Origin of the sequence: Segatella buccae ATCC 33574, from assembly GCF_000184945.1 — a bacterium.
GTDB lineage: Bacteria > Bacteroidota > Bacteroidia > Bacteroidales > Bacteroidaceae > Prevotella > Prevotella buccae.
Genome location: NZ_GL586311.1, coordinates 1,918,306 through 1,939,543, shown reverse-complemented (window position 1 = coordinate 1,939,543; position 21,238 = coordinate 1,918,306). Strand labels below are relative to the sequence as shown.

Here is a 21,238-nt window from a genome sequence, read left to right as displayed (position 1 = left end):
TCTCATGAAATATATCAGCACCACTCCCTTCCTCATAGCCGCACTCGCTGCATGCACACTGTTGCCATGCAGTTGCCTTGATGAAGACCCGAAAGGGCAAATGCCCGAGTCTGAAGCCTATTCCTCGGCCAAGGACATTGAACTCAACTGTGTAGCCACCCTATACAACTACATCGGCGGCCATGACGAAAGCCAGGGACTTCAGGGCACCGATCGCGGAGTCTATGACTGGAACTCGCTCACCACCGACGAACAGATGCTCCCCATCCGTGGCGGCGACTGGTATGACGGCGGCTTCTGGCAGCGACTCTACGAACACTCGTGGACTTCGACCGACAACGCCCTTTTTGCCACATGGAACTATCTCTATAAGGTGGTGATACTCTGCAACCGTTCGCTCCACCAAATAGAAGCCCACAAAAACATACTCACCGAAGCCCAACGACGGAGCTACGAAGGCGAGGTGAGAGCCCTGCGGGCCATGTACTATTGGTATATCATGGATCTTTGGGGCAATGTGCCGCTCGTCACTACCCACGGCACATCACTCGCTCAGACCGCCCAGAGCAAGCGCAGCACAGTGTTTCGATTTATCGTAGACGAGCTGCAAGAGGCTGCGGAAACCCTGCCACTGGCACACAGCAACTATGAGGGCAACTACTATGGACGCATCACCCGTCCGGTGGCATGGTTCATGCTGGCCAAACTGGCTCTCAATGCCGAGATCTACGCTGATGACACTCCCACCGATGACCATTATCCGGCCGGCAGCAACATCACTTTCACCGTGGACGGCCGAAGCCTCAACGCATGGCAAACCACCGTGGTTTACTGTGACAAAATAGCCGGTGCAGGCTATCGCCTTGCCGATGACTACGCTTCCAATTTCGCCATACACAACGAAAACTCCGTAGAAAACATCTTCACCATCCCGATGGAGAAAACATTCTACACCAACCAGTTTCAATATCTCTTCCGTTCGCGTCACTACCGCCACGGTTCGGCCATCAGCATGGATGCCGAAAACGGCACTGTGGGCACATTGTCCACCGTGAAAAAATACGGCTACGGCACCGCAACCGTCGATGCCCGTTGGCCAATCAACTTCTATGCCGACACGCTTCTCGTCGACGGCAAGAAAGTGCTGCTGGAAGACGGCACTCCACTAATCTATCGTCCGCTGGCCGTAACAGCTTTCAATCTCACGGGTACGGAATACGAAAAGACAGCCGGGGCCCGCATGAGCAAATACGAAATCGACCGCACTGCCTATTCCGACGGCAAACTGCAAGGAAACGACATCGTGCTGTTCCGCTATGCTGATGTGCTGTTGATGAAAGCGGAGGCCAAAGTGAGAAACGGTGAAGATGGATCGGCAGAGCTCAACGCCGTGCGCAACCGGGTGAGAATGGGTGTCCGCACGGCCACCTTGGAGAACATTCTCGACGAACGGTTGTTGGAACTGATGTGGGAGGGGTGGCGACGGCAGGATCTCATACGCTTCGGTCTGTTCGACCGCTCGTATGATCTACGCACTGCACTCGCCAGTGAGAAAGACCACCACACCATCGTATTTCCTATTCCCAAGAATGCCATCTCCCTTAATGGTAACTTGAAACAGAATGAGGGATATTGAAGGAGGAAAGGTCTTAAACCTATAGCAAGATTTCGAAAATAGCCGAAATAATGTCCTCTAAAAATCAAACAAAAAAGTATAGTGGGCATTTGTTGGAACAAAAAAGAGAAAATATACGCTCACCCTGTCTCAACCGGGCTTTAGCTTGTCATATTCAAAGCACATTTAAAAACAAAGAAACATGACAAGCTAAAACGAAGTCAAGACATTTTAAACAGTCGTTCGGCCCTAATAACACTCCACAGCAGGAACATAAAACGCTACTCCTACTGCTCGGAAAAATCTCTCTCCTTATAACAGTGTTCCTGCCTGTGGACACCCCTTCTCTTCCAATGTTCCGAGCACAGGTGTTATTGTTCCACCCCTCTCATGGTGAGCGAAATGCGGTGACGGCGCAAGTCTACTTCCACCACCTTTACGCGCACGTGGCAGTGTACCTGCACCACCTCATTGGGATCGCTCACATAGCGATCAGCCAGTTGGGAGATGTGCACGAGACCGTCTTGATGCACGCCTATATCGACGAAGGCTCCAAAGTTGGTGATATTGGTCACGATGCCCGGCAGCACCATACCCGGACAGAGATCTTCAGGCGTATGTACATTGGTATCAAACTCAAATGTCTCTATCGGGCCGCGCGGATCAAGTCCCGGCTTTTCCAATTCCCGCATGATGTCGGTGAGTGTAGGCATTCCCACCTCGGTCGTCACGTAGCAGTTGAGGTTTATCCGTTTGCGCCGCTCGGCGTCTTTCATCAGGTCCGTCACGCTGCATCCGCTGTCTTTGGCCATTTGCTCCACCAGTTTGTAGCTTTCGGGATGCACTCCGCTGTTGTCGAGTGGATTCTTGGCATCGGGTATGCGCAGGAATCCCGCACACTGCTGATAGGCTGTGGGTCCCAAGCGTGGCACTTTCTTGAGTTGGGCGCGCGAGGTGAAGGGGCCGTTTTTCCGCCTGTAGTCCACGATGTTGCGAGCCAGTGCCGGCCCAAGTCCGCTCACGTAGGTGAGCAGATGGCTGCTTGCCGTGTTGAGATTCACGCCCACCGAGTTTACACAGAGTTCCACGGTGGTGTCGAGACTTTTCTTGAGCAGGCTCTGATCCACATCGTGTTGATATTGCCCCACACCGATGCTTTTGGGGTCAATCTTCACCAATTCGGCCAGCGGATCCATGAGCCGGCGGCCTATGCTCACAGCTCCACGCACGGTGACATCTTCATTGGGAAACTCCTCACGGGCAGTCTCCGAAGCCGAGTAGACCGAGGCCCCGTCTTCGCTCACCACGAAAATCTGCACCTTACGGCCGAAATCCAGACTGTGGATGAAGTCGTTTGTTTCGCGCGATGCCGTGCCGTTTCCTATGGCCACGGCCTCCAGCCGGAAGTTTTCCACCATGCGCAGCACCTGACGGGCAGCTCCTGCCACATCACCCACGGGCGGATGAGGCTTGATCACCTCGTGGTGAAGCAAATTGCCCTGTCCGTCCAGACACACCACTTTGCAACCCGTGCGGAATCCCGGATCCACCCCGAGCACACGTTTCTGCCCCAATGGGGCCGCCAAAAGCAGTTGGCGCAGGTTTTCGGCAAACACACGGACGGCCTCTTCGTCGGCCCGTTCCTTGCTCAAGCCGGCAAATTCTGTCTCCATAGAGGGCTTGATGAGTCGTTTATAGGCATCTTCCACGGCCTCGTCGAGTAGGTGTTGGCAGGCTCCGCGGCCCCGGACAAACAGTTTGGAAAGCTTGTCGGTGCATTGGCCGTCGTCGGCAGAAATCGTCACGCGCAAAACCCCTTCGGCTTCGCCGCGCCTCATGGCCAGCAGACGGTGGGAGGAGCATCGTTTCAGAGGTTCCGACCAGTCGAAATAGTCGGAAAATTTACGAGCCTTTTCTTCCTCTTTCATTTTCGCCACCACCTTGGAAGTGATGACCGCTTCGCGCCGATAGATGCCGCGCACGGCCTTTCGGGCTCGCTCGTCTTCACTCACGGTCTCGGCGATGATGTCTTGAGCGCCTTTCAGGGCCGCCTTTGCATCTTTCACTTCGCCCTTGACAAACCGCTCGGCAGCCTGTTCGGGATACAGTTCGCGTTGTAGCAAGAGGAGTGTGGCAAGCGGTTCGAGACCTTGTTCGCGGGCTATCCGGGCGCGGGTGTGCCGTTTGGGTTTGTAGGGCAGATAGAGATCTTCCAGTTCTCCCGTGTCCCAACAGTCGTCGATGCGCTTTTGCAGAGTGTCGGTGAGCTGTCCTTGCTCCTCAATGGTCTTTAAGATGGTCTCCTTGCGCTTGGCCAGTTCTTTCAGTTTGTCGTAGAGTTCGCTGATCCGGGCTATCTGCACCTCGTCGAGATTGCCCGTGCGCTCCTTGCGGTAGCGGCTGATAAAAGGAATGGTGCATCCCTCGTCGAGCAATGCGAGCGTGTTTTCCACGCTGTGCGGAGCGAAGGCCAGCCGGGTGGCTATGTTGTCGGTAAATCGGTTCATGACGGTTTTTGGAGTTTTTATTTGCAAAGGTAGTTATTTCTTTGTACTTTTGCGCTTCGACCAAACGAAATTGACAATCTTATGGGAAAGATTCAAACGAAAGACAAGACCAATCTTCTTTTTATCTGTCTGGGCAACATCTGCCGTTCGCCCGCAGCCCACGCCGTGATGCAAAAGATGGTGGACGAACGCGGACTGGGCGACACTTTCGAGATAGACTCGGCAGGCATAGGTGACTGGCATGTGGGGCAACTGCCCGACCGCCGCATGAGGGAGCACGGCAGCCGTCGTGGCTATCGCTTCGATCATCGTGCCCGGCAGTTCGATCCGCATGAAGATTTTGCCCGTTTCGACCATATCATTGTGATGGACGAGGAAAACTACCGCAACGTCACCGGCCGTGCCGCCTCAGCAGCCGACCGCGAGAAGGTGCTCCGTATGTCAGACTGCTTCACGAGGCATAACCAGTCTGCCGTACCCGATCCCTACTATGGCGGCCCGGAAGATTTTGAGCTGGCGCTCGACTTGATAGAAGACGGATGTGAAGGACTGCTCAACCGGCTGGCCCAATAGTGTGAGAAAGAAAAGGAGAAAGTGATTATCTGCGATAAGACTTGGGCGAAAGTCCCGATTTCTGCTTGAAGAAATTGGTAAAGGCCGATTGATCTTTGAAGCCCAGTTCGTCGGATATTTCGCCTATCGTTTTGTCAGTCGTCTTGAGCAGATTGCATGCCTCGTTGTAGACGAAGCCCGACAGATAGCCGTAAACGGTGTTGCCCGACACCTCTTTCACAATGCGCGAAAGGTAGGCAGGCGTGATGTTGAGGCGGTCGGCGTAGAAGTTCACTTGTCGCTCCTGCCTGAAGTGGTTGGCGGCCAAGTGCATGAATATCTTGAAGATATTCTCCTTGTGTTTCAGATCCATCGGCTCCACCTTGTTGCCCGACGACACTTCGGAGACAAACATCAGCAATAAGTGGATAAGAAACTCCAGCATCTCCTTTTTATATAGGTGTGGATGGCTGATAGTTTTCTGTATCTGTGAGCATATCCCGTTGAGTTCGGAGGCCTTCGATTCGCTCAGACTGATGTGGAGCAGCTGTTCCAACTGTTGTGGTGGGGTGGCATGGTGCAGGTTTTCGTCGTTGTGGATGATGTCTTTGTACATTTCGGCTTCCAAAAAAAGCTGCTCCGACTCATACTCGGGAGAGCAGGTGATGAAGTCGACGCGCTGATGAGGGGAGAGGCGGAGCATGTCGTGCTGTTCCACGAGAATACGTTCGTCGTTGACCGAGAGTTCTAAAAAGCCGTCGACCACAAGGATGAGCGAATAGAAATTCACATATTTAATACCATTTATCAGTTTTCCGATACTTTCTTTATTGGCCGCAATATATGCTGTCATGGCGCCGAAGCAGTCTCTGATGTTATTGGATGCCACATAGTTAGACAGGTTATGAAAGTCTTTCATGCTGTTTGTGTTTGGTTGGTATAATGTACAAATATACTAACAGTTTTGTAATTTACAAAAAAAAAGCAGGATTTTGTAAATACATATCGACAAATTCAAGTTAATTTTGCTCCAGACAACTAACCTAAACTTATTACTATTTTTAAATATTGACGCCTATGGCTACCTTTTTGGTGATACTGCAATTACTCATTGTGTTGGCCCTTATCTTTATCGGAGCACGACTTGGCGGAATCGGACTCGGTATCTATGGTATGGTAGGGGTGTTTATCCTCGTTTTTGTTTTCGGACTCCGGCCCGGCAAGCTGCCCATCGACGTGATGCTGATCATCGTGTCTGTCATCACGGCAGCGGCTGCCCTGCAAGCTGCAGGTGGGTTGGAGTATCTTGTGGGACTGGCTGCCAAGTTTCTGCGTAAACATCCCGAACAGATCACCTATTACGGTCCGCTCACCACGTGGCTTTTCTGTCTTGTGGCCGGCACAGCCCACACCTCCTATTCCTTGCTTCCCATCATATCCGAGATAGCCACCAATTCGAAGATTCGACCAGAGCGGCCTATGAGCGTTTCGGCCATAGCAGCCTCGCTCGGCATCACGGGAAGCCCAGTGTCGGCAGCCACGGCTGCCATCATCTCTACCGATCTCTTGGGAGGTGCAGGGGTGGAGCTTAAGGATGTGATGCTCATTTGCATTCCTGCTTCCTTCATAGCCATTCTCGTGGCATCGTTCGTGCAGAATCGGGTGGGCAAGGAACTCGGCGATGATCCCGAATACCGGCGCCGGGTGAAAGAGGGGATCATCAATCCGAAAGCCGATGCCAAGTTGCTGGAACAATTTGAGACCAGTCCTAAGCCCCGTGCCAAATACTCGGTGTTAGCTTTCCTTTTGGGTGTTTTGCTAGTGGTCGTCTTCGGTTCTGTACCCTCACTGCGGCCGTCCTTCATGGTTGATGGTGAACTTACCCGATTGTCGATGCCCGAAACTATTGAGATCGTGATGATGTCGGTTGCAGCCCTCATTCTTCTTGTTGGAAAGGCCAAGGTGGGCGATGCCGTAAAAGGAAATGTCTTTGGGGCAGGCATGAACGCAATGGTGAGCATCTTCGGTATAGCTTGGATGGGCGACACGTTCTTCAACGGCAACTTGGAATTCTTCAAAACTCATATTGCCGATGTCGTGACACAATATCCTTTCTTGTTCTCCGTAGCCCTGTTCTTCATGTCCATCATGCTTTTCTCACAGGCTGCCACCGTCCGCACACTCTATCCGTTGGGTGTTGGCCTGGGGCTTCCGCCCTTTGCATTGGTGGCCATGTTCCCGGCCGTCAACGGCTACTTCTTCCTCCCCACTTATCCCACTGAGGTGGCCGCCATCAACTTCGACCGTACAGGTACCACGCGCATAGGGCGCTTTGTGGTGAACCACTCGTTCCAGTTGTCGGGCTTCATCACCACCTTTGTCTCCATAGGGATAGGCTATCTTGTCGTAAGATTTTTCTATTAGATTACCTAAATACTAACTTAAACAACAACGATTATGAAAACATTTAAGATTTCTATGTTGATGATTCTGGCATTGATCGTCTCTCTGTCAGTATGTGCAAAACCGAAGATCCGTATCATCGCTACGGGCGGAACCATCGCCGGAGTGAGTGCGAGCTCCACATCTTCGGCTTATAGTGCCGGTCAGGTAGGCATCCAGACGCTTATCAATGCAGTGCCGGAAATCAAGGAACTGGCTGATGTGAGCGGTGAACAGCTTGTCAACATAGGCAGTCAGGACATGAACGACAACGTGTGGTTGCAGTTGGCCAAGCGCATCAACCAGTTGCTCAACGGCGAAGGCTATGACGGTGTGCTTGTGACCCACGGCACCGACACGATGGAGGAGACGGCCTATTTTCTCAATCTGACCGTTCACTCCTCTAAACCGGTGATTCTGGTGGGCAGTATGCGCTCCTCCACGGCTATCAGTGCCGACGGCCCGGCTAATCTCTATAACGGTGTGGCTGCACTTTGCGACCCGGCATCGAAAGGACATGGGGTCATGGTGTGCATGAACAACCAACTTATTGATGCCAAGGATCTTATCAAGGCCCACACTACCGACTGTGCCACATTCAAAGGCGGCACCTTTGGCAGCATCGGTTATGTGTATAACGGTAAGCCCTATTACTATCGTCAGGTGACCAGTCGGAACACGATCAATTCGGAGTTTAACGTGGACAATCTCACGGCTCTGCCACAGGTGGGCATCGTTTACGGCTATGCCAACTGCTCTCCACTACCGATGAAGGCCTTTGTGGATGCCAAGTTTGATGGTATTGTGCTGGCCGGTGTAGGTGATGGCAACTTCTATAAGGATGTGTTCCCCATTGCCGAGAAGGCACAGAAAGACGGTATCCAAATCGTGCGTGCTTCCCGTTGCCCCACAGGACCGACCTGTCTGAATGGTGAAGTGGACGACGAGAAATACCATTTTGTGGCTGCACTCAATCTCAATCCTCAGAAAGCCCGCGTGCTCTTGATGCTCGCGCTGACCAAGACTCACGATTGGCAGCAGATTCAAAAGTATTTCCAAGAGTATTAAACCATTTCATCCATTACTTACTTAAATAATCAATACGATATGAAACGTACAATCTTATTAGGCACCGTGGCAGCATGTGTACTGACAGCCGGTGCGCAAGGCCACAATACAGGTATGGGAGGCAATGACGGCGACTATAAGTCGCTGGCAGAGAAAGTGCTCAAACTGGAGAAGAAAAACGAGGCTTTCAATGTCTACTTCAACTACGCCGCCAGTTTTCGGACAGAGAAAGTGAGCGACAACGATTGGACTTCAGGCTTCGCCAACAAGCAGCTCCGCTTGGAGATCAAAGGTAACATAGGAGAACATCTTTCCTATCGCCTGCGCCATCGCATGAACAAAGCCAACAATGCCCAGGGGCAAGACAATTTTGCCAAAGCCACTGACATCATGATGGTGGGCTGGAAATTCAACGACAAGTGGAGCCTGCAAGGAGGTAAGATGTGCCAGATATGGGGCGGATTCGAGTTTGACGAAAACCCGATGTACATCTATCAGTATTCCGACATGGTGGATAATATGGACAACTTCATGGCCGGTGTGGTGGCTTCCTTTAAGCCTGTGCCCAGTCAGGAGATTGCCGTGGAAATCTCGGATGCCAATAATGGAAAGTTTGTCGATGAATACGGAGACGGTGCCCGTTCGGTTGAAGGTGACGGTACGGCTTTTAGGGCACTCGAAGCTGCCAATCATCCGCTGACCTATATTGTCAATTGGAATGGAAGTTTTGCCGGTGGCCTCATCAACACGCGCTGGTCGTGGGGCACGCAAACGCAAGCTAAGCATAAGTATTCGCGCATGCTCATCCTCGGCCAGCAGCTCAATCTACCCAAATTCCAGTGGTATTTCGACTATATGGGGGCTTGGGACGGTCTTGATCGCCTGAAAATTGCCAGTTCAGAGCTTACTCCGAGCGATGGTGCGGGTCATCCTACGTGGATGAGTGACGTACATTATAATTCTTTCATCACCAAAGCCAACTGGCAGTTTGCACCGCAATGGAACCTCATGCTCAAAGGCATGTATGAAACGGCCAGCGTGAGCAAGGTGGAGAAATATAAGGACTATCGCAAGTCATACGCCTACATGGGGAGCGTGGAGTATTACCCCATGAAGGATCAAGACTTCCGCGTTTTCCTTGCCTACACCGGACGGCGGTTTGACTACAGTGACAAATGCGGTCTGAAGGATTATAACACCAATCGCATAGAGCTTGGATTCATGTACCGTATCAAGGCCTACTAAAGTTATTCAAAGGGAACTATCAATCTTAAACAAACGAAGCCGGATGGCATGTCGGCTCCTGCAAGAGTGGAATGCCCACTCACGATATGCTACACCTGATATTTGTCTTGCAGAAAAGGCATGACCATCCGGCTCACTAAAACAACAAACACAGATGGAAGAACAGAACTACAGAGTGGAGTCCGACCTATTGGGAGAACTCAAAGTGCCTGCCAATGCCTATTATGGAGTGCAGACACAGCGCGGCATCAACAACTATCACATCTCACGCAAGAAGATGCGTGACTATCCAGACTACATAATAGCCATAGCATACGTCAAACTGGCGGCCATGCAGACCAACCACTCTTTGGGTGTCATTGGCGATGAAGTGGCGGGTGCCGTGTGCCAAGCCTGCCGCGAACTTATCGATGGAAAGATGCACGAAAACTTCCCCATCGACATGATGCAGGGTGGGGCGGGCACATCGGTCAACATGAATGCCAATGAGGTGATTGCCAATCGTGCGCTTGAAATCATGGGACATAAAAAAGGAGAATACCAGTATTGCTATCCAAATGACCATGTAAATTGCGGACAAAGCACCAACGACGTTTATCCGACGGCCATCCGCCTGGCCCTCATCCGCATGAACAAGAGTCTCGTGGCCAGTCTCACCGGACTTATCAGTGCGCTTCGCTATAAAGGAGAAGAGTTTAAGGATGTTATCAAAATGGGGCGCACGCAGTTGCAGGATGCGGTGCCGATGACCAGCGGACAGGAGTTTAATGCCTATGCCAACAATTTGGAGGAAGAGGTGTTAAATCTGGAGCGCAACGTGAAGTTGCTTCACGAGATCAATATGGGCGGTACTGCCATCGGTACGGGGCTTAATGCCGTGCCGGGGTTTGCCAAACTCTGTGCAGCCAACTTGAGCAAACTCACCGGCGAAGCATTCGTTTCGGCTGCCGATCTTGTGGAAGCTACGCCCGATACGGGAGCTTATGTCAGCTATTCTTCTGCCTTGAAGCGTTTGGCTGTAAAGCTGTCGAAGATATGCAATGACCTGCGTCTGATGGCATCAGGGCCCCGTTGCGGTCTCAATGAAATCAATCTGCCGCCCAAGGCTCCGGGCTCATCCATCATGCCGGGTAAGGTGAATCCCGTTATTCCCGAAGTGACCAACCAAGTTTGTTTCAAAGTGATAGGCAACGATACCACGGTGTGCTTTGCCGCCGAAGCCGGCCAGTTGCAGCTCAATGTCATGGAACCCGTCATCACGGAGTCGCTCTTTGAGAGCCTTTGGTGGTTGCGCAATGCCATTGACACACTCACCGAGGAGTGTATTCTTGGCATCACCGTGAATAAGGATCGTTGCTATGAGATGGTGAAAAACTCCATCGGCATCGTCACAGCCCTCAATCCATACATCGGTTATAAAACTTGCACGAAGGTGGCCAAGGAGGCTTTGGAAACCAACCGTTCGGTCTATGACATCGTATTGGAGAAAAAACTAATGACACAGGCAGAACTTGATGAGGCCCTGGATCCGAAGAATATGCTCGTGTCACACAAGTACAAGGTGGATAAGGAGAAATAAACACTTTGCCATCTGCCGATTGATGGTATGCATACAAGTGTTTGGCGTGTGCTTAAAGAACATGAAAGGCTGTGTGGGAGAGTCCCTGCACAGCCTTTTTCATGTATTCTTTCTTTTAAGTCTTAAGATAGTAGATGCCGGAACGGCTATTCATTTATTGTCAAGAAATGCTTTAAGCTCATCGAACATGTTGAGAGTCACTTCACGCCCGGCCTGATAGCAGGCTTCCATTTTCGCTTCGTCGTGTGAAAGATGATTGATGGGCAGTTTTTTCTTGGGGCGGATGACGAGCGTGTCGCCTTTCAGCTCCTCTTCTTTCACATATTCCACCTCCCTGTTGTACATGATGTGGCGGTCTGCGATGGCCTTCACCATCTTGGGGTATCGTTGCAAGCTGAGCCTCATGAGGGGCATCAGCGAGTTGGGTTGCTTGACATAACCCTCCGGTTGGGTGAGTACCACGACATTACGGCGATAACCCTGCTGTTGGAAATAGGCTAGGGGAATGGAGTCGGCAATGCCACCGTCGAGCAACTTGCAGCCTTCCACTTCCACGATTTTAGAGACCAGTGGCATGGAGGCCGAAGCTCTGATCCATTCGTAGGTATCGTGTCCGCATTTGTCAATGCGTTTGTAAACAGCTTGTCCTGTCTCCACGTCAGTGCAGACGACTACAAACTCCATTGGGTTGGTTTCAAAAGTGTCTTGGTCGAAGATATCAAGCTGTTCGGGAAGTGTGTGATAGCAAAACTCCCCACCAAAGATGTCGCCCGTCTTGAGCAATGTCCGCACGCTGCAATAGCGCGTATCATGGGCAAATCGCTTGTTGTAACGGATGGCGCGTCCAGCCTGATTCGATTTATAATTGCATCCGAAAGCGGCACCGGCAGACACACCTATGAGACCGTCAAACTTGAGATGATGCTCCATCATCACATCAATGACACCCGCAGAGAACAAAGCACGCAATGCACCGCCTTCCATGATAAGCCCCGTTTTCATTTGCTGTTGAGTGTTATTTCAGATATTTTATACTTTTGTTAACTCCTCTGTATCATTCGGCTGGTTTGTCAGTTCTGCCCAGTCAGCACAGAGTTGCATCATATTTTGATAGATAAGGTCGGCACCCTCGTCGGCTAACGCCTTGTCAGGTAGTGGTCCGCTGTTCACAGCCACCGTAAAACATTTTGCCGCCACACCGGCCCGCACACCCAAAGGGGCGTTCTCTACCACGATACTTTCCCACGGTTGCAGCCCACCTGCTTTCTTTAACCCTATGAGATAGGGATCAGGAAAGGGCTTTCCCTGCTCCACATCGTAGGCTGTGGTGATATGTCGTTCGTCTATAAACTCGCCGAAATCATTCAACAGTCGCTGAATGAGCGGTCGCTGGCCGCTCCCCGTGACCACACCCACTTGCATACCGCTCGCCTTGATCTTCTTCATCAGGTCAATGACCCCCGGAAAGATGGGAGGTGTGGGCATCTCATGGAAGAGGCGTGACTTTTCATCATACATTCTCTGTGCTTCTTCTAATGTGATGCCTTCGCCTTTTTGCTGTTTCACAAATAGTCTTATGGTGTCTATTCCTCGCGCTCCTTCGGTGGCGTAAGCATCTGCAGCCGTCATCTTGATACCGAATCCGGCCATCGATCGTTGCCAAGCCACGGCATGGTTGGGCATACTGTCGTAGAGCACACCGTCCATATCAAAAAGCACGGCCTTGGGACAAAAGTGCCCAAAGCCGTTTTTTTTCAAGTATTCCTTGATTTTCTGTTCTATCATTTTTTATGCCTCTTGGGCCAGTCTTTCCTGAATGGCCTTGCTCTCGGCCTCATAACCGGGCTTGTTGAGTAGTGCAAACATATTTTTCTTGTAAGCCTCCACACCCGGCTGGTTGAACGGGTTGACACCCAAAACGTTGCCGCTGATGCCACAAGCTATCTCGAAGAAATAGATGAGTTGGCCGATATAATACTCGTTGAGCTCTGGAACGCTAATGCGGATGTTAGGCACACCACCGTCCACATGGGCCAGACGAGTGCCCAGTTCGGCCATCTTATTCACCTCGTCCACGCGCTTGCCTTCGAGGAAATTGAGTCCGTCGAGGTTCTCGTTGTCGTGAGGGAAGAGCAATTTCTTGTTAGGCTGCTCTACAGAGATGACAGTCTCAAAGATGGAGCGTTCACCGTCCTGAATCCACTGGCCCATGGAGTGCAAGTCGGTAGTGAAGTCACAGGATGCAGGGAAAATGCCCTTACCGTCCTTGCCCTCACTCTCGCCATAGAGTTGTTTCCACCATTCAGCTATAAAATGGAGTTTTGGCTGGAAGTTGACCATGATTTCAATTTTCTTGCCGGCCTCATTGTAGAGCCCGTTGCGTACAGCTGCATATTGTGCTGCGAGGTTCTGTTCGAACGGTACATCCTTACCCGTGGCTTTCTCCATGTCTGCGGCTCCCTGTACGAGGGCCTTGATATCGAAGCCAGCGCAGGCAATGGGTAGCAGACCTACCGGCGTGAGCACGGAGAAACGGCCTCCCACATTGTCGGGGATGATGAAACTCTTGTAGCCTTCCTTGTCGGCGCAGGTGCGGGCAGCCCCCTTCTTGGCATCGGTCACGGCCACAATCACGTCTTTGGCTACCTCTTTGCCCATTTGTGCCTCGCACTGTTTTTTAAGCAAACGGAATGTGAGGGCAGTCTCGGTGGTGGTTCCCGACTTGCTGATGTTGATAACACCGAACTTTTTGTCTTTCAAATATTCTGTCAGTTCAAAGAGATAGTCCTCACCGATATTGTTGCCCGCAAACATGATTGTCGGGTTTTTCTTGTCGTTGATGAGCCAGGCAAACGAGTTGCCGAGTGCTTCAATCACGGCACGGGCACCGAGATAGGAACCTCCGATGCCGGCCACTACCACCACTTCGCACTTCTCGCGGAGCGTGTTGGCTACGGCCTGCACTTCGTCAAGGAAAGCGGGAGTGATGGATGAGGGAAGATGAAGCCATCCCAAAAAGTCGTTGCCCGGACAAGTGCCGGCCTCAAGAGCTTCTTGGGCAACTTTCACCTTGGGCTCGTAAGCCTTCACTGCATCTTCTGAAAGGAATTGTGCAGCCTTTGTAATGTCTAAGTTGATACTTTTCATATCTGATTGTTAGTTTTGGGAGTTAAAGAAGTTAGGGTAGTTAAAGTCGTTAATGTTTAACACACCTTGACAGCTCTTGTTCCTGCTCCCGTTTATTGATAATTGTTATTGATTCCTCCGTATGAAACTGATGTCTTCAACTCCCGACCATTCCTTCTACTCCTATCTGAACGAATCTGTTAACAGTTTGATTTCGATCTGGGGATTGATGCGCTCGTAGAGTATGTTGTACACGGCATCGAGGATGGGCATGTTGACATGCAGATGGCGGTTGATTTCCTTCATGCACTTCGTGCCGAAATAGCCTTCGGCAATCATTTCCATCTCAATCTGCGCGCTCTTGACGGAGTAGCCTTTCCCGATCATCGTACCGAAAGTACGGTTGCGCGAGAAGTTGGAATAGCCCGTGACGAGCAGGTCGCCCAGATACACCGAGTCGTACATGCTGCGCTCTATGGGGTGGACGGCTTTCAGAAAGCGGTGCATCTCCTGCACGGCATTCGACATGAGCACAGCCTGAAAGTTGTCACCGTATTTCAGACCGCCGCAAATGCCGGCAGCGATGGCGTAAACATTCTTCAGCACCGAGGAGTATTCAATGCCCACGACATCTGAGGAGGTCTTGGTCTTGATGTAGTCGCTCGACAGGCAGTTGTCGGCGAAAGCCTTGGCTTTCTCCAAGTCGGCACAGCCCACTGTAAGATAGCTTAACCTCTCGAGTGCCACTTCTTCAGCATGTGAAGGTCCGCCGATGCAAGACAAGTTGTCATAGGGCACATCGTAGACCTGATGGAAATACTCCGAACACACGAGGTTGTCATCGGGGACGATGCCTTTGATGGCCGTGATGATGAACTTGTCGCGGATGCGTGTCTTGAGTTTCTTCAAATGATTTTTCAGATAAGGAGAAGGGGTGACGAACACGAGTGTGTCGTAGGCTTCCACTATCTTGTTGAGATCGCTCGAAAAGAAGATTTCATCCACGTTGAAGCGCGCACTCATCAGGTAGGCCGGGTTGTGCCCCAAGCGCCGGAAGTCTTCGATGCGGTCGTCACGCCGCATATACCATCCAATGTGATGGGTGTGACCCACCACAATCTTGGCTATGGCCGTGGCCCACGAACCTCCGCCGATGATTGCTACCTTACCTATATTATACATATATACAGCCTCTCCCGTGATGCTCCGGCAAGGCCCGTGCCATGCGGATGTCGGGATTCATGTTGGATGATATGCGTTAGCGACTCTTCAGTCGGCACAGTCGGATGTGGCTGCCGCCTTGTCTATCCACTGTTGGAACTGCTCTACAGTGGGCTTCTCGTAGTCGAGTTTGTATTTCTTCACGATTTCCCCGAGCTTCTGTTGCAGCCCTTGAGCCTTCTGGTCGCGTATGTCCGAGATGAGGTTGAAACCTGCCTTGCGCAGCACGTAGACCCACTCTTCGGGCACTCCAAGCTCTGCCCACTCCTTGATGCTGCTTTGTGGCATTTTGGCCTCGGGCTTCATCTGTGGGAAAAGCATGATTTCCTGAATGTTCTCCTTGCCTATCATGAGCATGCACAGGCGGTCGATACCGATGCCGATGCCCGATGTCGGAGGCATACCATACTGCAAGGCGCGCAGGAAGTCTTGGTCGATGATCATGGCCTCGTCATCTCCCTTGTCGGCCAATTGCATTTGTTCCTTGAACCGCTCCTCCTGATCGATGGGGTCGTTGAGTTCGGAATAGGCATTGGCCAGTTCCTTGCCGTTCACCATCAGTTCGAAACGCTCGGTCAGTCCGGGTTTGGAGCGGTGCATCTTTGTCAGCGGAGACATCTCCACCGGATAGTCGATGATGAAAGTGGGCTGTATGAACGACCCTTCGCAGAACTCGCCGAATATCTCGTCAATGAGTTTTCCCTTGCCGAAACTCTCATCGATAGTTTCCATTTTCAGGTCTTCCGTGGCTATCTTGCGGATTTCCTCCTCGCTTCTTTCCGAGAGGTCGAAGCCCGTTTTCTCCTTGATGGCCTCCAGAATGGGCAACCGGCGGAACGGTGCTTTAAACGAGATCACGTTGTCACCGTTCTTCACTTCGGTCGTACCGTTTACGGCTGTGCAGATGGTTTCGAGCAGGCGCTCCGTAAACGCCATCATCCAGTTGTAGTCCTTGTACTGCACGTAGAGTTCCATGCAGGTGAATTCCGGGTTGTGGTATTTATCCATACCCTCATTGCGGAAGTTCTTGCCTATTTCGTAGACGCCCTCAAAACCGCCCACAATGAGCCGTTTCAGGTAGAGTTCGGTGGCGATGCGCATGTACATATCCACGTTGAGTGCATTGAAATGGGTGATAAACGGGCGGGCACTGGCTCCCCCGGCTATGCTTTGCAGCGTCGGGGTCTCCACCTCCGTGTAGCCGGCCTCGTCGAAGAAGCGACGCATGGTGCGCAACACGGTGGCACGCTTGAGGAAGGTGTCCTTCACCCCTTCATTCACCACGAGGTCTACATAGCGCTGACGGGCCCGCATCTCTGGATCGTCAAACTTGTCGTAGGCCACGCCATCTTTATATTTCACCACCGGCAGCGGTTTCAGGCTCTTCGAGAGCAGTGTGAGGCTCTTGGCATGTACGCTGATTTCGCCCGTCTGGGTGCGGAAGACAAAGCCTTTCACACCGATGAAGTCGCCGATGTCCAGCAGTTTCTTGAATACTTTATTATATAAATCCTTATTCTCTTCCGGACAGATTTCGTCGCGGGCTATGTACACTTGAATACGGCCCTTGCTATCCTGAAGCTCGGCAAACGAGGCCTTGCCCATCACCCGGCGACCCATCAGTCGACCGGCAATGACCACTTCGCGCGGTTTGTCTTCGTCCTTGAAGCAGTCTCTGATGTCGGTGGAGAAAGCGTCTGTGGGAAACTCTGCTGCCGGATATGGGTCGATACCCATTGCGCGCAGCTCCTGAAGACTTTGGCGGCGAACAATCTCTTGTTCGCTAAGTTCTAAAACATTCATATAATTATACTCGAATATATTCTTTAATCTGATTGCAAAGTTAAGAAAAAACATTGAAGTGGCCTACTATTTTAGTATTTTTATCATTACTCTTGCATCCACTTTGCGCAAAACTTTGCATGTTCTGCACTGTTGATCGTGTTTTTTCCTCATGTAAAGAACTTTCGCTCACAATTTACATTTCGCTCTTTTATACGTTGGCAAGAGGATGTGTCAAAAGCAAGAACTTTGGCACACCCTCTGTGGGTCTTTTAGTGGATTGGAAAACAAAAAAGGGAAGCGCCCATGCACTTCCCTTGCTAATGCAAAAACACAAATATTTACGGCCAAATGCAAATGTAGAAAAAAACATCCTGGCACATCTATAAAGCCTCCCACACAGCAGGCATGACACAGGTCACTCTCCCTTGAAGAGTTCCTTGATGCCACCGATGCTTCCAAGCATGTTGGTAGCCTCATAGGGCAGATAGACCATCTTGGTCTGATCGCCTTGTGCCACCTCCTGCATCATCTGGATGTATTTCTGTGCAAGGAGATAGTTGGCAGGATTGGTGCTCTTGCCTACAGCCTCGGTGATTTTCTCAATGGCCACAGCCTCAGCTTCAGCCTTGCGTATGCGGGCCTGCGCCTCACCTTCGGCCTGAAGGATGGCTTGCTGCTTGCTGGCCTCAGCACGGTTGATGGTGGAGGCTTTCTCACCCTCCGACTGGAGGATGACGGCTTGCTTCTCACCTTCACTCGTGAGGATGGTGGCACGCTTGTTACGCTCGGCCTGCATCTGCTTCTCCATGGCCGAAAGCACACTTTGCGGAGGAGTGATGTCTTGCAGTTCCACACGGTTCACCTTAATGCCCCACTTGTTGGTCGCATCGTCGAGCACAGCGCGCAGTTTGGTGTTGATGGTGTCGCGGGAGGTAAGTGTCTGGTCGAGTTCCATTTCACCAATGATGTTACGCAAGGTGGTCTGCGTAAGTTTTTCAATGGCGTTTGGCAAATTGTTGATTTCATAAACAGCCTTGAATGGATCTACAATCTGGAAATAAAGCAAGGCATTGATCTGCATCTGGATGTTATCTTTCGTGATTACGTTTTGGCGATCGAAATCGTACACCTGTTCGCGCAAATCAATAGTATTGCTATACACGTAGCGGCCCGCCCGCATGGTAACCATCTCTTTGGGGCGGTCGATAAACGGAATGATGAGGTTGATGCCCGGACTGAGTGTGGCGAAATACTTACCGAGCCTTTCGATGATCTTGGTCTCGCTTTGCGGAATGATGACTACGGTCTTCTTGACGAAGATGAGTGCCAAGACGACCAGTGCAATGAGCACGTAACTTAAAATGTCCATGTTTTCTTTATTTTTACAGGTTATTAAATCAAGTGTTGAAAACTCGTTTTTGGAAGTCAAAGACAACAACGGATTATTCCTCCACTCTCACTACTTTGACAATGATGCTCTCGCGAGACACGATGCGGGCCTTCTCGCCCCGGCGGATAGTTTGAGATTCGTCAGTGACAGCCTTCCAGTTGTCACCGTCCACTTTCAGATAACCGCTGCCGTCGGGTTCGATGGTCTCGATGACGGTGCCCACCCGACCGATGAGTGCATCGGTATTGCTCACCCGATGCTCGCCACCCCGATGGAGCCGTTTCACCAAATGGGGGCGGATGAGCCTGACACTCAACAGCGAGCACACGACCCAGACGATGACCTGCGCCCAAAAGGGAATACCTAAAAGAGCATTCACAATGGCAAACAAGCCGCCGATGGCGAAACAAGTGATGTAGAAGTCGCCGGAACTGAGTTCGAGAATCAGGCACACAAAGACGAGAATGCTCCAAAGGAGCCAGAGATTGGATGTGATGTAGTCTATCATATTATAATAGGTTTAGAGTTTAAACTGCACTTTGCTGCTGCTCACACCGAGGGCTTCGGAGCGTTCACAGGGAGCTGCACCGCCGATGGTAAGTGTATAGTTGCCCTTGAGCAGTTTGGAAGAACCGTCGCTCTGGACGGTCATCAACCGCTCGGGGACAATCTTGAAAACTGCCTTGACAGACGATTTGGGCGGGATGCTGACGCGCCGAAACCCGACAAGCGAGGCCATCGGTGAACCTTTGCCGGCCGTGGGAGTAGCGATGTAAGCTTGGGCCACCTCATCTATCGTGCGGTCGCCGTTGTTGGTGAGCACCACCTCCACAGCGAGCGGCTCGCCTTTCTTTATCCTGCCCACTACACGGGCATCAGTATAGGTCACACGGCCGTAGGAAAGCCCGTAGCCGAAAGGGTACATCACATTACCCGACATATATTTATAAGTGCGCCCATTCATGGAATAATCGTCAAAAGCAGGAAGGCTGTCCACATCAGCCGGGAAGGTGATCGGAAGCCGACCACTGAAGTTTTTATCCCCGAAAAGCAGGTCGCCAAGGGCTTCCCCACCCTCCTGCCCGGGATACCAAGCCATGACCACAGCATCAGCCAATTTGGAGATTTCGCGCAAGTCGATGGGACTTCCGCCTGTGAGCACAACGACTATCCGACCTCCTTTCCTCGCCTTCACGCGCCGGAGATAATTCAACTGCGAGGCCGGAAGCCCGATGCCCACACGGTCGCCACGACTGGCAGAGGCGATGGCCTCGCCCTCCTCGCCTTCCATGTTACCGTTGTTGCCCATCACCACGATGGCCACTTCAGCCGCGCAGGCTTCGTTAACAGCCCAATTCATATCGTTGAGTTCTTCGGTGATCTGCATAAAAGCCGGACGGAAATTGACGCTCGTGCCGCTACTCACACGTGAAACAATGCCTTGCAAATAGGTGCTGTAGCGATTGGACAAACCGAAATAGTTGCCCATGAGATAGAAAGCATCGCTCGCACCGGGCCCGGCAACAAAGAGCGTGCGGATGTTCTTGTCGAGAGGCAGGATGCCGTTGTTCTTCAGGAGCACCATGGCTTCGTCGGCCGCGCGGAGGGCTAAGGCCGTGTGGGCAGGACTGCATATCTCGCTCTCATCGTAGCTGTTGTAGGGACAAGCCGAATCGGGCTCCAGAATGCCGAGTTTGAGGCGTGTCATCACCAGGGGAAACAAAGCCCTGTCGAGGTCGGCCTCAGCGAGCAGCCCTTGGTCGAGAGCTCCCTGCATGGCCTTGAACGTATGACCGCACTCCACGTTAAGACCGGCCTTAATGGCAGCAGCACAGGCTTCTTCGGGTGTCTTGACATAGCGGTGGCCACCATAAAAGTCGTTGATGGCATCACAGTCGGAAACGATGTGCCCGTTAAATCCCCAACTCTTGCGCAGAATGTCGGTCAGCAGATATTTACTTCCGCCACAAGGCTCACCGTAGACACGGTTGTAAGCCGACATGACGGCCTCCACCCGGCCCTGCTGCACAAGCATCTTGAACTGTGGCAAATAGGTCTCAAAGAGGTCGCGCCGGGAGGGATGGATATCAGCTTCGTGGCGGGTGCCCTCCGGCCCGGAGTGTACGGCGTAGTGCTTGGCGCAGGCTCCGGTCTTGAGATAGAAGGCATCATCACCCTGCAAACCGCGCACGTAGGCCGTGCCGAGCATACCCGAAAGCAACGGGTCTTCACCGTAGGTTTCCATGCCACGGCCCCATCGCAGGTCGCGAAAGATGTTTACATTGGGCGACCAGAACGTGAGACCGGCATTACGAGAATAGTTTTTCAGTTTCCGGGCTACGTTAAACTTCGCCCGTCCCTCCGTGGCCACAGCATCACCAATTTCCCTGACAAGTGCCTCGTCAAAGGTGGCACCAAGGGCTATAGGCTGAGGAAAGACCGTGGCCCGCCCGTCGCGCCCCACACCGTGGAGACCTTCACTCCACCAGTCGTAGGGTTTGATACCGAGATGCTCGATGGCCGGACTCTCATTCATCAACTGCGAGATTTTCTCACTGACCGTCATTCGGGCGATAATCTCCTTTGCATGACGGCTCATCTGGTCATACTTGCCCGTTTGGGCGTGGATGCCACCTATAAGAAGAAAGGCGACGGAGCAAACTAAAAGTCGTAAACAGTCTTTCATGACAGTTGGTTCGATTGAGTGT

16 protein-coding genes are annotated in these 21,238 nt (G+C 51.8%); 6 read left to right on the top strand and 10 right to left on the bottom strand.

The window, feature by feature from the left end:
- Window positions 1–4: 4 nt before the first annotated feature.
- Window positions 5–1,636 (top strand): RagB/SusD family nutrient uptake outer membrane protein, encoded by a 1,632-nt coding sequence (locus HMPREF6485_RS07445; protein WP_004345742.1) that lies wholly within the window; start codon window positions 5–7, stop codon window positions 1,634–1,636.
- A 350-nt stretch (window positions 1,637–1,986) separates the two neighbouring features.
- On the opposite strand, the gene HMPREF6485_RS07440 is transcribed toward HMPREF6485_RS07445, so the two are convergent.
- Window positions 1,987–4,122, bottom strand: a complete 2,136-nt coding sequence (locus HMPREF6485_RS07440) for a Tex family protein (protein ID WP_004345738.1) — start codon at window positions 4,120–4,122, stop codon at window positions 1,987–1,989.
- Window positions 4,123–4,203: 81 nt separating this feature from the next.
- On the opposite strand from HMPREF6485_RS07440, the gene HMPREF6485_RS07435 reads away from it, so the two are divergent.
- Window positions 4,204–4,695, top strand: coding sequence for a low molecular weight protein-tyrosine-phosphatase (locus HMPREF6485_RS07435; RefSeq protein ID WP_004345736.1), 492 nt, complete (start codon window positions 4,204–4,206; stop codon window positions 4,693–4,695).
- A gap of 25 nt (window positions 4,696–4,720) precedes the next feature.
- Here HMPREF6485_RS07435 and HMPREF6485_RS07430 read toward each other — a convergent pair whose 3' ends face one another.
- Window positions 4,721–5,593 carry a helix-turn-helix domain-containing protein gene (locus HMPREF6485_RS07430; protein ID WP_004345734.1) on the bottom strand — a complete coding sequence of 291 codons (873 nt, stop codon included), beginning with the start codon at window positions 5,591–5,593 and terminating at the stop codon, window positions 4,721–4,723.
- A 158-nt stretch (window positions 5,594–5,751) separates the two neighbouring features.
- Here HMPREF6485_RS07430 and HMPREF6485_RS07425 point away from each other — a divergent pair, with 158 nt between their 5' ends.
- The 4 genes from HMPREF6485_RS07425 (at window position 5,752) to aspA (ending at window position 11,008) form a co-directional block, all read left to right on the top strand.
- Window positions 5,752–7,098 (top strand): anaerobic C4-dicarboxylate transporter family protein, encoded by a 1,347-nt coding sequence (locus tag HMPREF6485_RS07425; RefSeq protein WP_004345732.1) that lies wholly within the window; start codon window positions 5,752–5,754, stop codon window positions 7,096–7,098.
- A 33-nt stretch (window positions 7,099–7,131) separates the two neighbouring features.
- Complete coding sequence (gene ansB, locus HMPREF6485_RS07420) at window positions 7,132–8,184, top strand: L-asparaginase 2 (RefSeq protein ID WP_004340492.1); 1,053 nt, start codon at window positions 7,132–7,134, stop codon at window positions 8,182–8,184.
- Window positions 8,185–8,223: 39 nt separating this feature from the next.
- Window positions 8,224–9,429 (top strand): porin, encoded by a 1,206-nt coding sequence (locus HMPREF6485_RS07415; RefSeq protein ID WP_004345729.1) that lies wholly within the window; start codon window positions 8,224–8,226, stop codon window positions 9,427–9,429.
- Window positions 9,430–9,583: 154 nt separating this feature from the next.
- The gene (gene aspA, locus HMPREF6485_RS07410) at window positions 9,584–11,008 is read left to right on the top strand and encodes an aspartate ammonia-lyase (RefSeq protein WP_004345727.1); all 1,425 of its coding nucleotides are present in this window, start codon (window positions 9,584–9,586) and stop codon (window positions 11,006–11,008) included.
- A gap of 150 nt (window positions 11,009–11,158) precedes the next feature.
- Here aspA and HMPREF6485_RS07405 read toward each other — a convergent pair whose 3' ends face one another.
- From HMPREF6485_RS07405 to HMPREF6485_RS07370, 8 genes are all read right to left on the bottom strand, one after another.
- Window positions 11,159–12,010 (bottom strand): patatin-like phospholipase family protein, encoded by an 852-nt coding sequence (locus tag HMPREF6485_RS07405; protein WP_004345726.1) that lies wholly within the window; start codon window positions 12,008–12,010, stop codon window positions 11,159–11,161.
- A 27-nt stretch (window positions 12,011–12,037) separates the two neighbouring features.
- Complete coding sequence (locus HMPREF6485_RS07400; protein ID WP_004345725.1) at window positions 12,038–12,793, bottom strand: HAD family hydrolase; 756 nt, start codon at window positions 12,791–12,793, stop codon at window positions 12,038–12,040.
- 3 nt (window positions 12,794–12,796) lie between these two features.
- Entirely contained in the window at window positions 12,797–14,155 is a 1,359-nt protein-coding gene (locus HMPREF6485_RS07395) for a glucose-6-phosphate isomerase (protein ID WP_004345724.1), read from the bottom strand.
- A gap of 162 nt (window positions 14,156–14,317) precedes the next feature.
- Entirely contained in the window at window positions 14,318–15,316 is a 999-nt protein-coding gene (locus HMPREF6485_RS07390) for an NAD(P)H-dependent glycerol-3-phosphate dehydrogenase (protein ID WP_004345723.1), read from the bottom strand.
- Window positions 15,317–15,403: 87 nt separating this feature from the next.
- On the bottom strand, window positions 15,404–17,158 hold the full coding sequence (gene lysS / locus HMPREF6485_RS07385; RefSeq protein ID WP_044125930.1) for a lysine--tRNA ligase: 1,755 nt from the start codon (window positions 17,156–17,158) through the stop codon (window positions 15,404–15,406).
- Between the two features lie 397 nt (window positions 17,159–17,555).
- Complete coding sequence (locus HMPREF6485_RS07380; protein WP_004340483.1) at window positions 17,556–18,509, bottom strand: SPFH domain-containing protein; 954 nt, start codon at window positions 18,507–18,509, stop codon at window positions 17,556–17,558.
- Between the two features lie 73 nt (window positions 18,510–18,582).
- Window positions 18,583–19,038, bottom strand: a complete 456-nt coding sequence (locus HMPREF6485_RS07375) for an NfeD family protein (protein WP_004345721.1) — start codon at window positions 19,036–19,038, stop codon at window positions 18,583–18,585.
- Between the two features lie 12 nt (window positions 19,039–19,050).
- Window positions 19,051–21,216 (bottom strand): glycoside hydrolase family 3 C-terminal domain-containing protein, encoded by a 2,166-nt coding sequence (locus tag HMPREF6485_RS07370; protein ID WP_004345720.1) that lies wholly within the window; start codon window positions 21,214–21,216, stop codon window positions 19,051–19,053.
- Window positions 21,217–21,238 lie beyond the last annotated feature (22 nt).

What these genes read in the sequence shown, in the direction of transcription:
- HMPREF6485_RS07415 (WP_004345729.1), top strand. Translation starts at nt 8,224, where the DNA reads ATGAAACGTACAATCTTATTAGGCACCGTGGCAGCATGTGTACTGACA.
- HMPREF6485_RS07425 (WP_004345732.1), top strand. Translation starts at nt 5,752, where the DNA reads ATGGCTACCTTTTTGGTGATACTGCAATTACTCATTGTGTTGGCCCTT.
- HMPREF6485_RS07390 (WP_004345723.1), bottom strand. Translation starts at nt 15,316, where the DNA reads ATGTATAATATAGGTAAGGTAGCAATCATCGGCGGAGGTTCGTGGGCC.
- HMPREF6485_RS07440 (WP_004345738.1), bottom strand. Translation starts at nt 4,122, where the DNA reads ATGAACCGATTTACCGACAACATAGCCACCCGGCTGGCCTTCGCTCCG.
- HMPREF6485_RS07370 (WP_004345720.1), bottom strand. Translation starts at nt 21,216, where the DNA reads ATGAAAGACTGTTTACGACTTTTAGTTTGCTCCGTCGCCTTTCTTCTT.
- lysS (WP_044125930.1), bottom strand. Translation starts at nt 17,158, where the DNA reads ATGAATGTTTTAGAACTTAGCGAACAAGAGATTGTTCGCCGCCAAAGT.
- HMPREF6485_RS07435 (WP_004345736.1), top strand. Translation starts at nt 4,204, where the DNA reads ATGGGAAAGATTCAAACGAAAGACAAGACCAATCTTCTTTTTATCTGT.
- HMPREF6485_RS07400 (WP_004345725.1), bottom strand. Translation starts at nt 12,793, where the DNA reads ATGATAGAACAGAAAATCAAGGAATACTTGAAAAAAAACGGCTTTGGG.
- HMPREF6485_RS07395 (WP_004345724.1), bottom strand. Translation starts at nt 14,155, where the DNA reads ATGAAAAGTATCAACTTAGACATTACAAAGGCTGCACAATTCCTTTCA.
- HMPREF6485_RS07405 (WP_004345726.1), bottom strand. Translation starts at nt 12,010, where the DNA reads ATGAAAACGGGGCTTATCATGGAAGGCGGTGCATTGCGTGCTTTGTTC.
- aspA (WP_004345727.1), top strand. Translation starts at nt 9,584, where the DNA reads ATGGAAGAACAGAACTACAGAGTGGAGTCCGACCTATTGGGAGAACTC.
- HMPREF6485_RS07375 (WP_004345721.1), bottom strand. Translation starts at nt 19,038, where the DNA reads ATGATAGACTACATCACATCCAATCTCTGGCTCCTTTGGAGCATTCTC.
- HMPREF6485_RS07430 (WP_004345734.1), bottom strand. Translation starts at nt 5,593, where the DNA reads ATGAAAGACTTTCATAACCTGTCTAACTATGTGGCATCCAATAACATC.
- ansB (WP_004340492.1), top strand. Translation starts at nt 7,132, where the DNA reads ATGAAAACATTTAAGATTTCTATGTTGATGATTCTGGCATTGATCGTC.
- HMPREF6485_RS07380 (WP_004340483.1), bottom strand. Translation starts at nt 18,509, where the DNA reads ATGGACATTTTAAGTTACGTGCTCATTGCACTGGTCGTCTTGGCACTC.
- HMPREF6485_RS07445 (WP_004345742.1), top strand. Translation starts at nt 5, where the DNA reads ATGAAATATATCAGCACCACTCCCTTCCTCATAGCCGCACTCGCTGCA.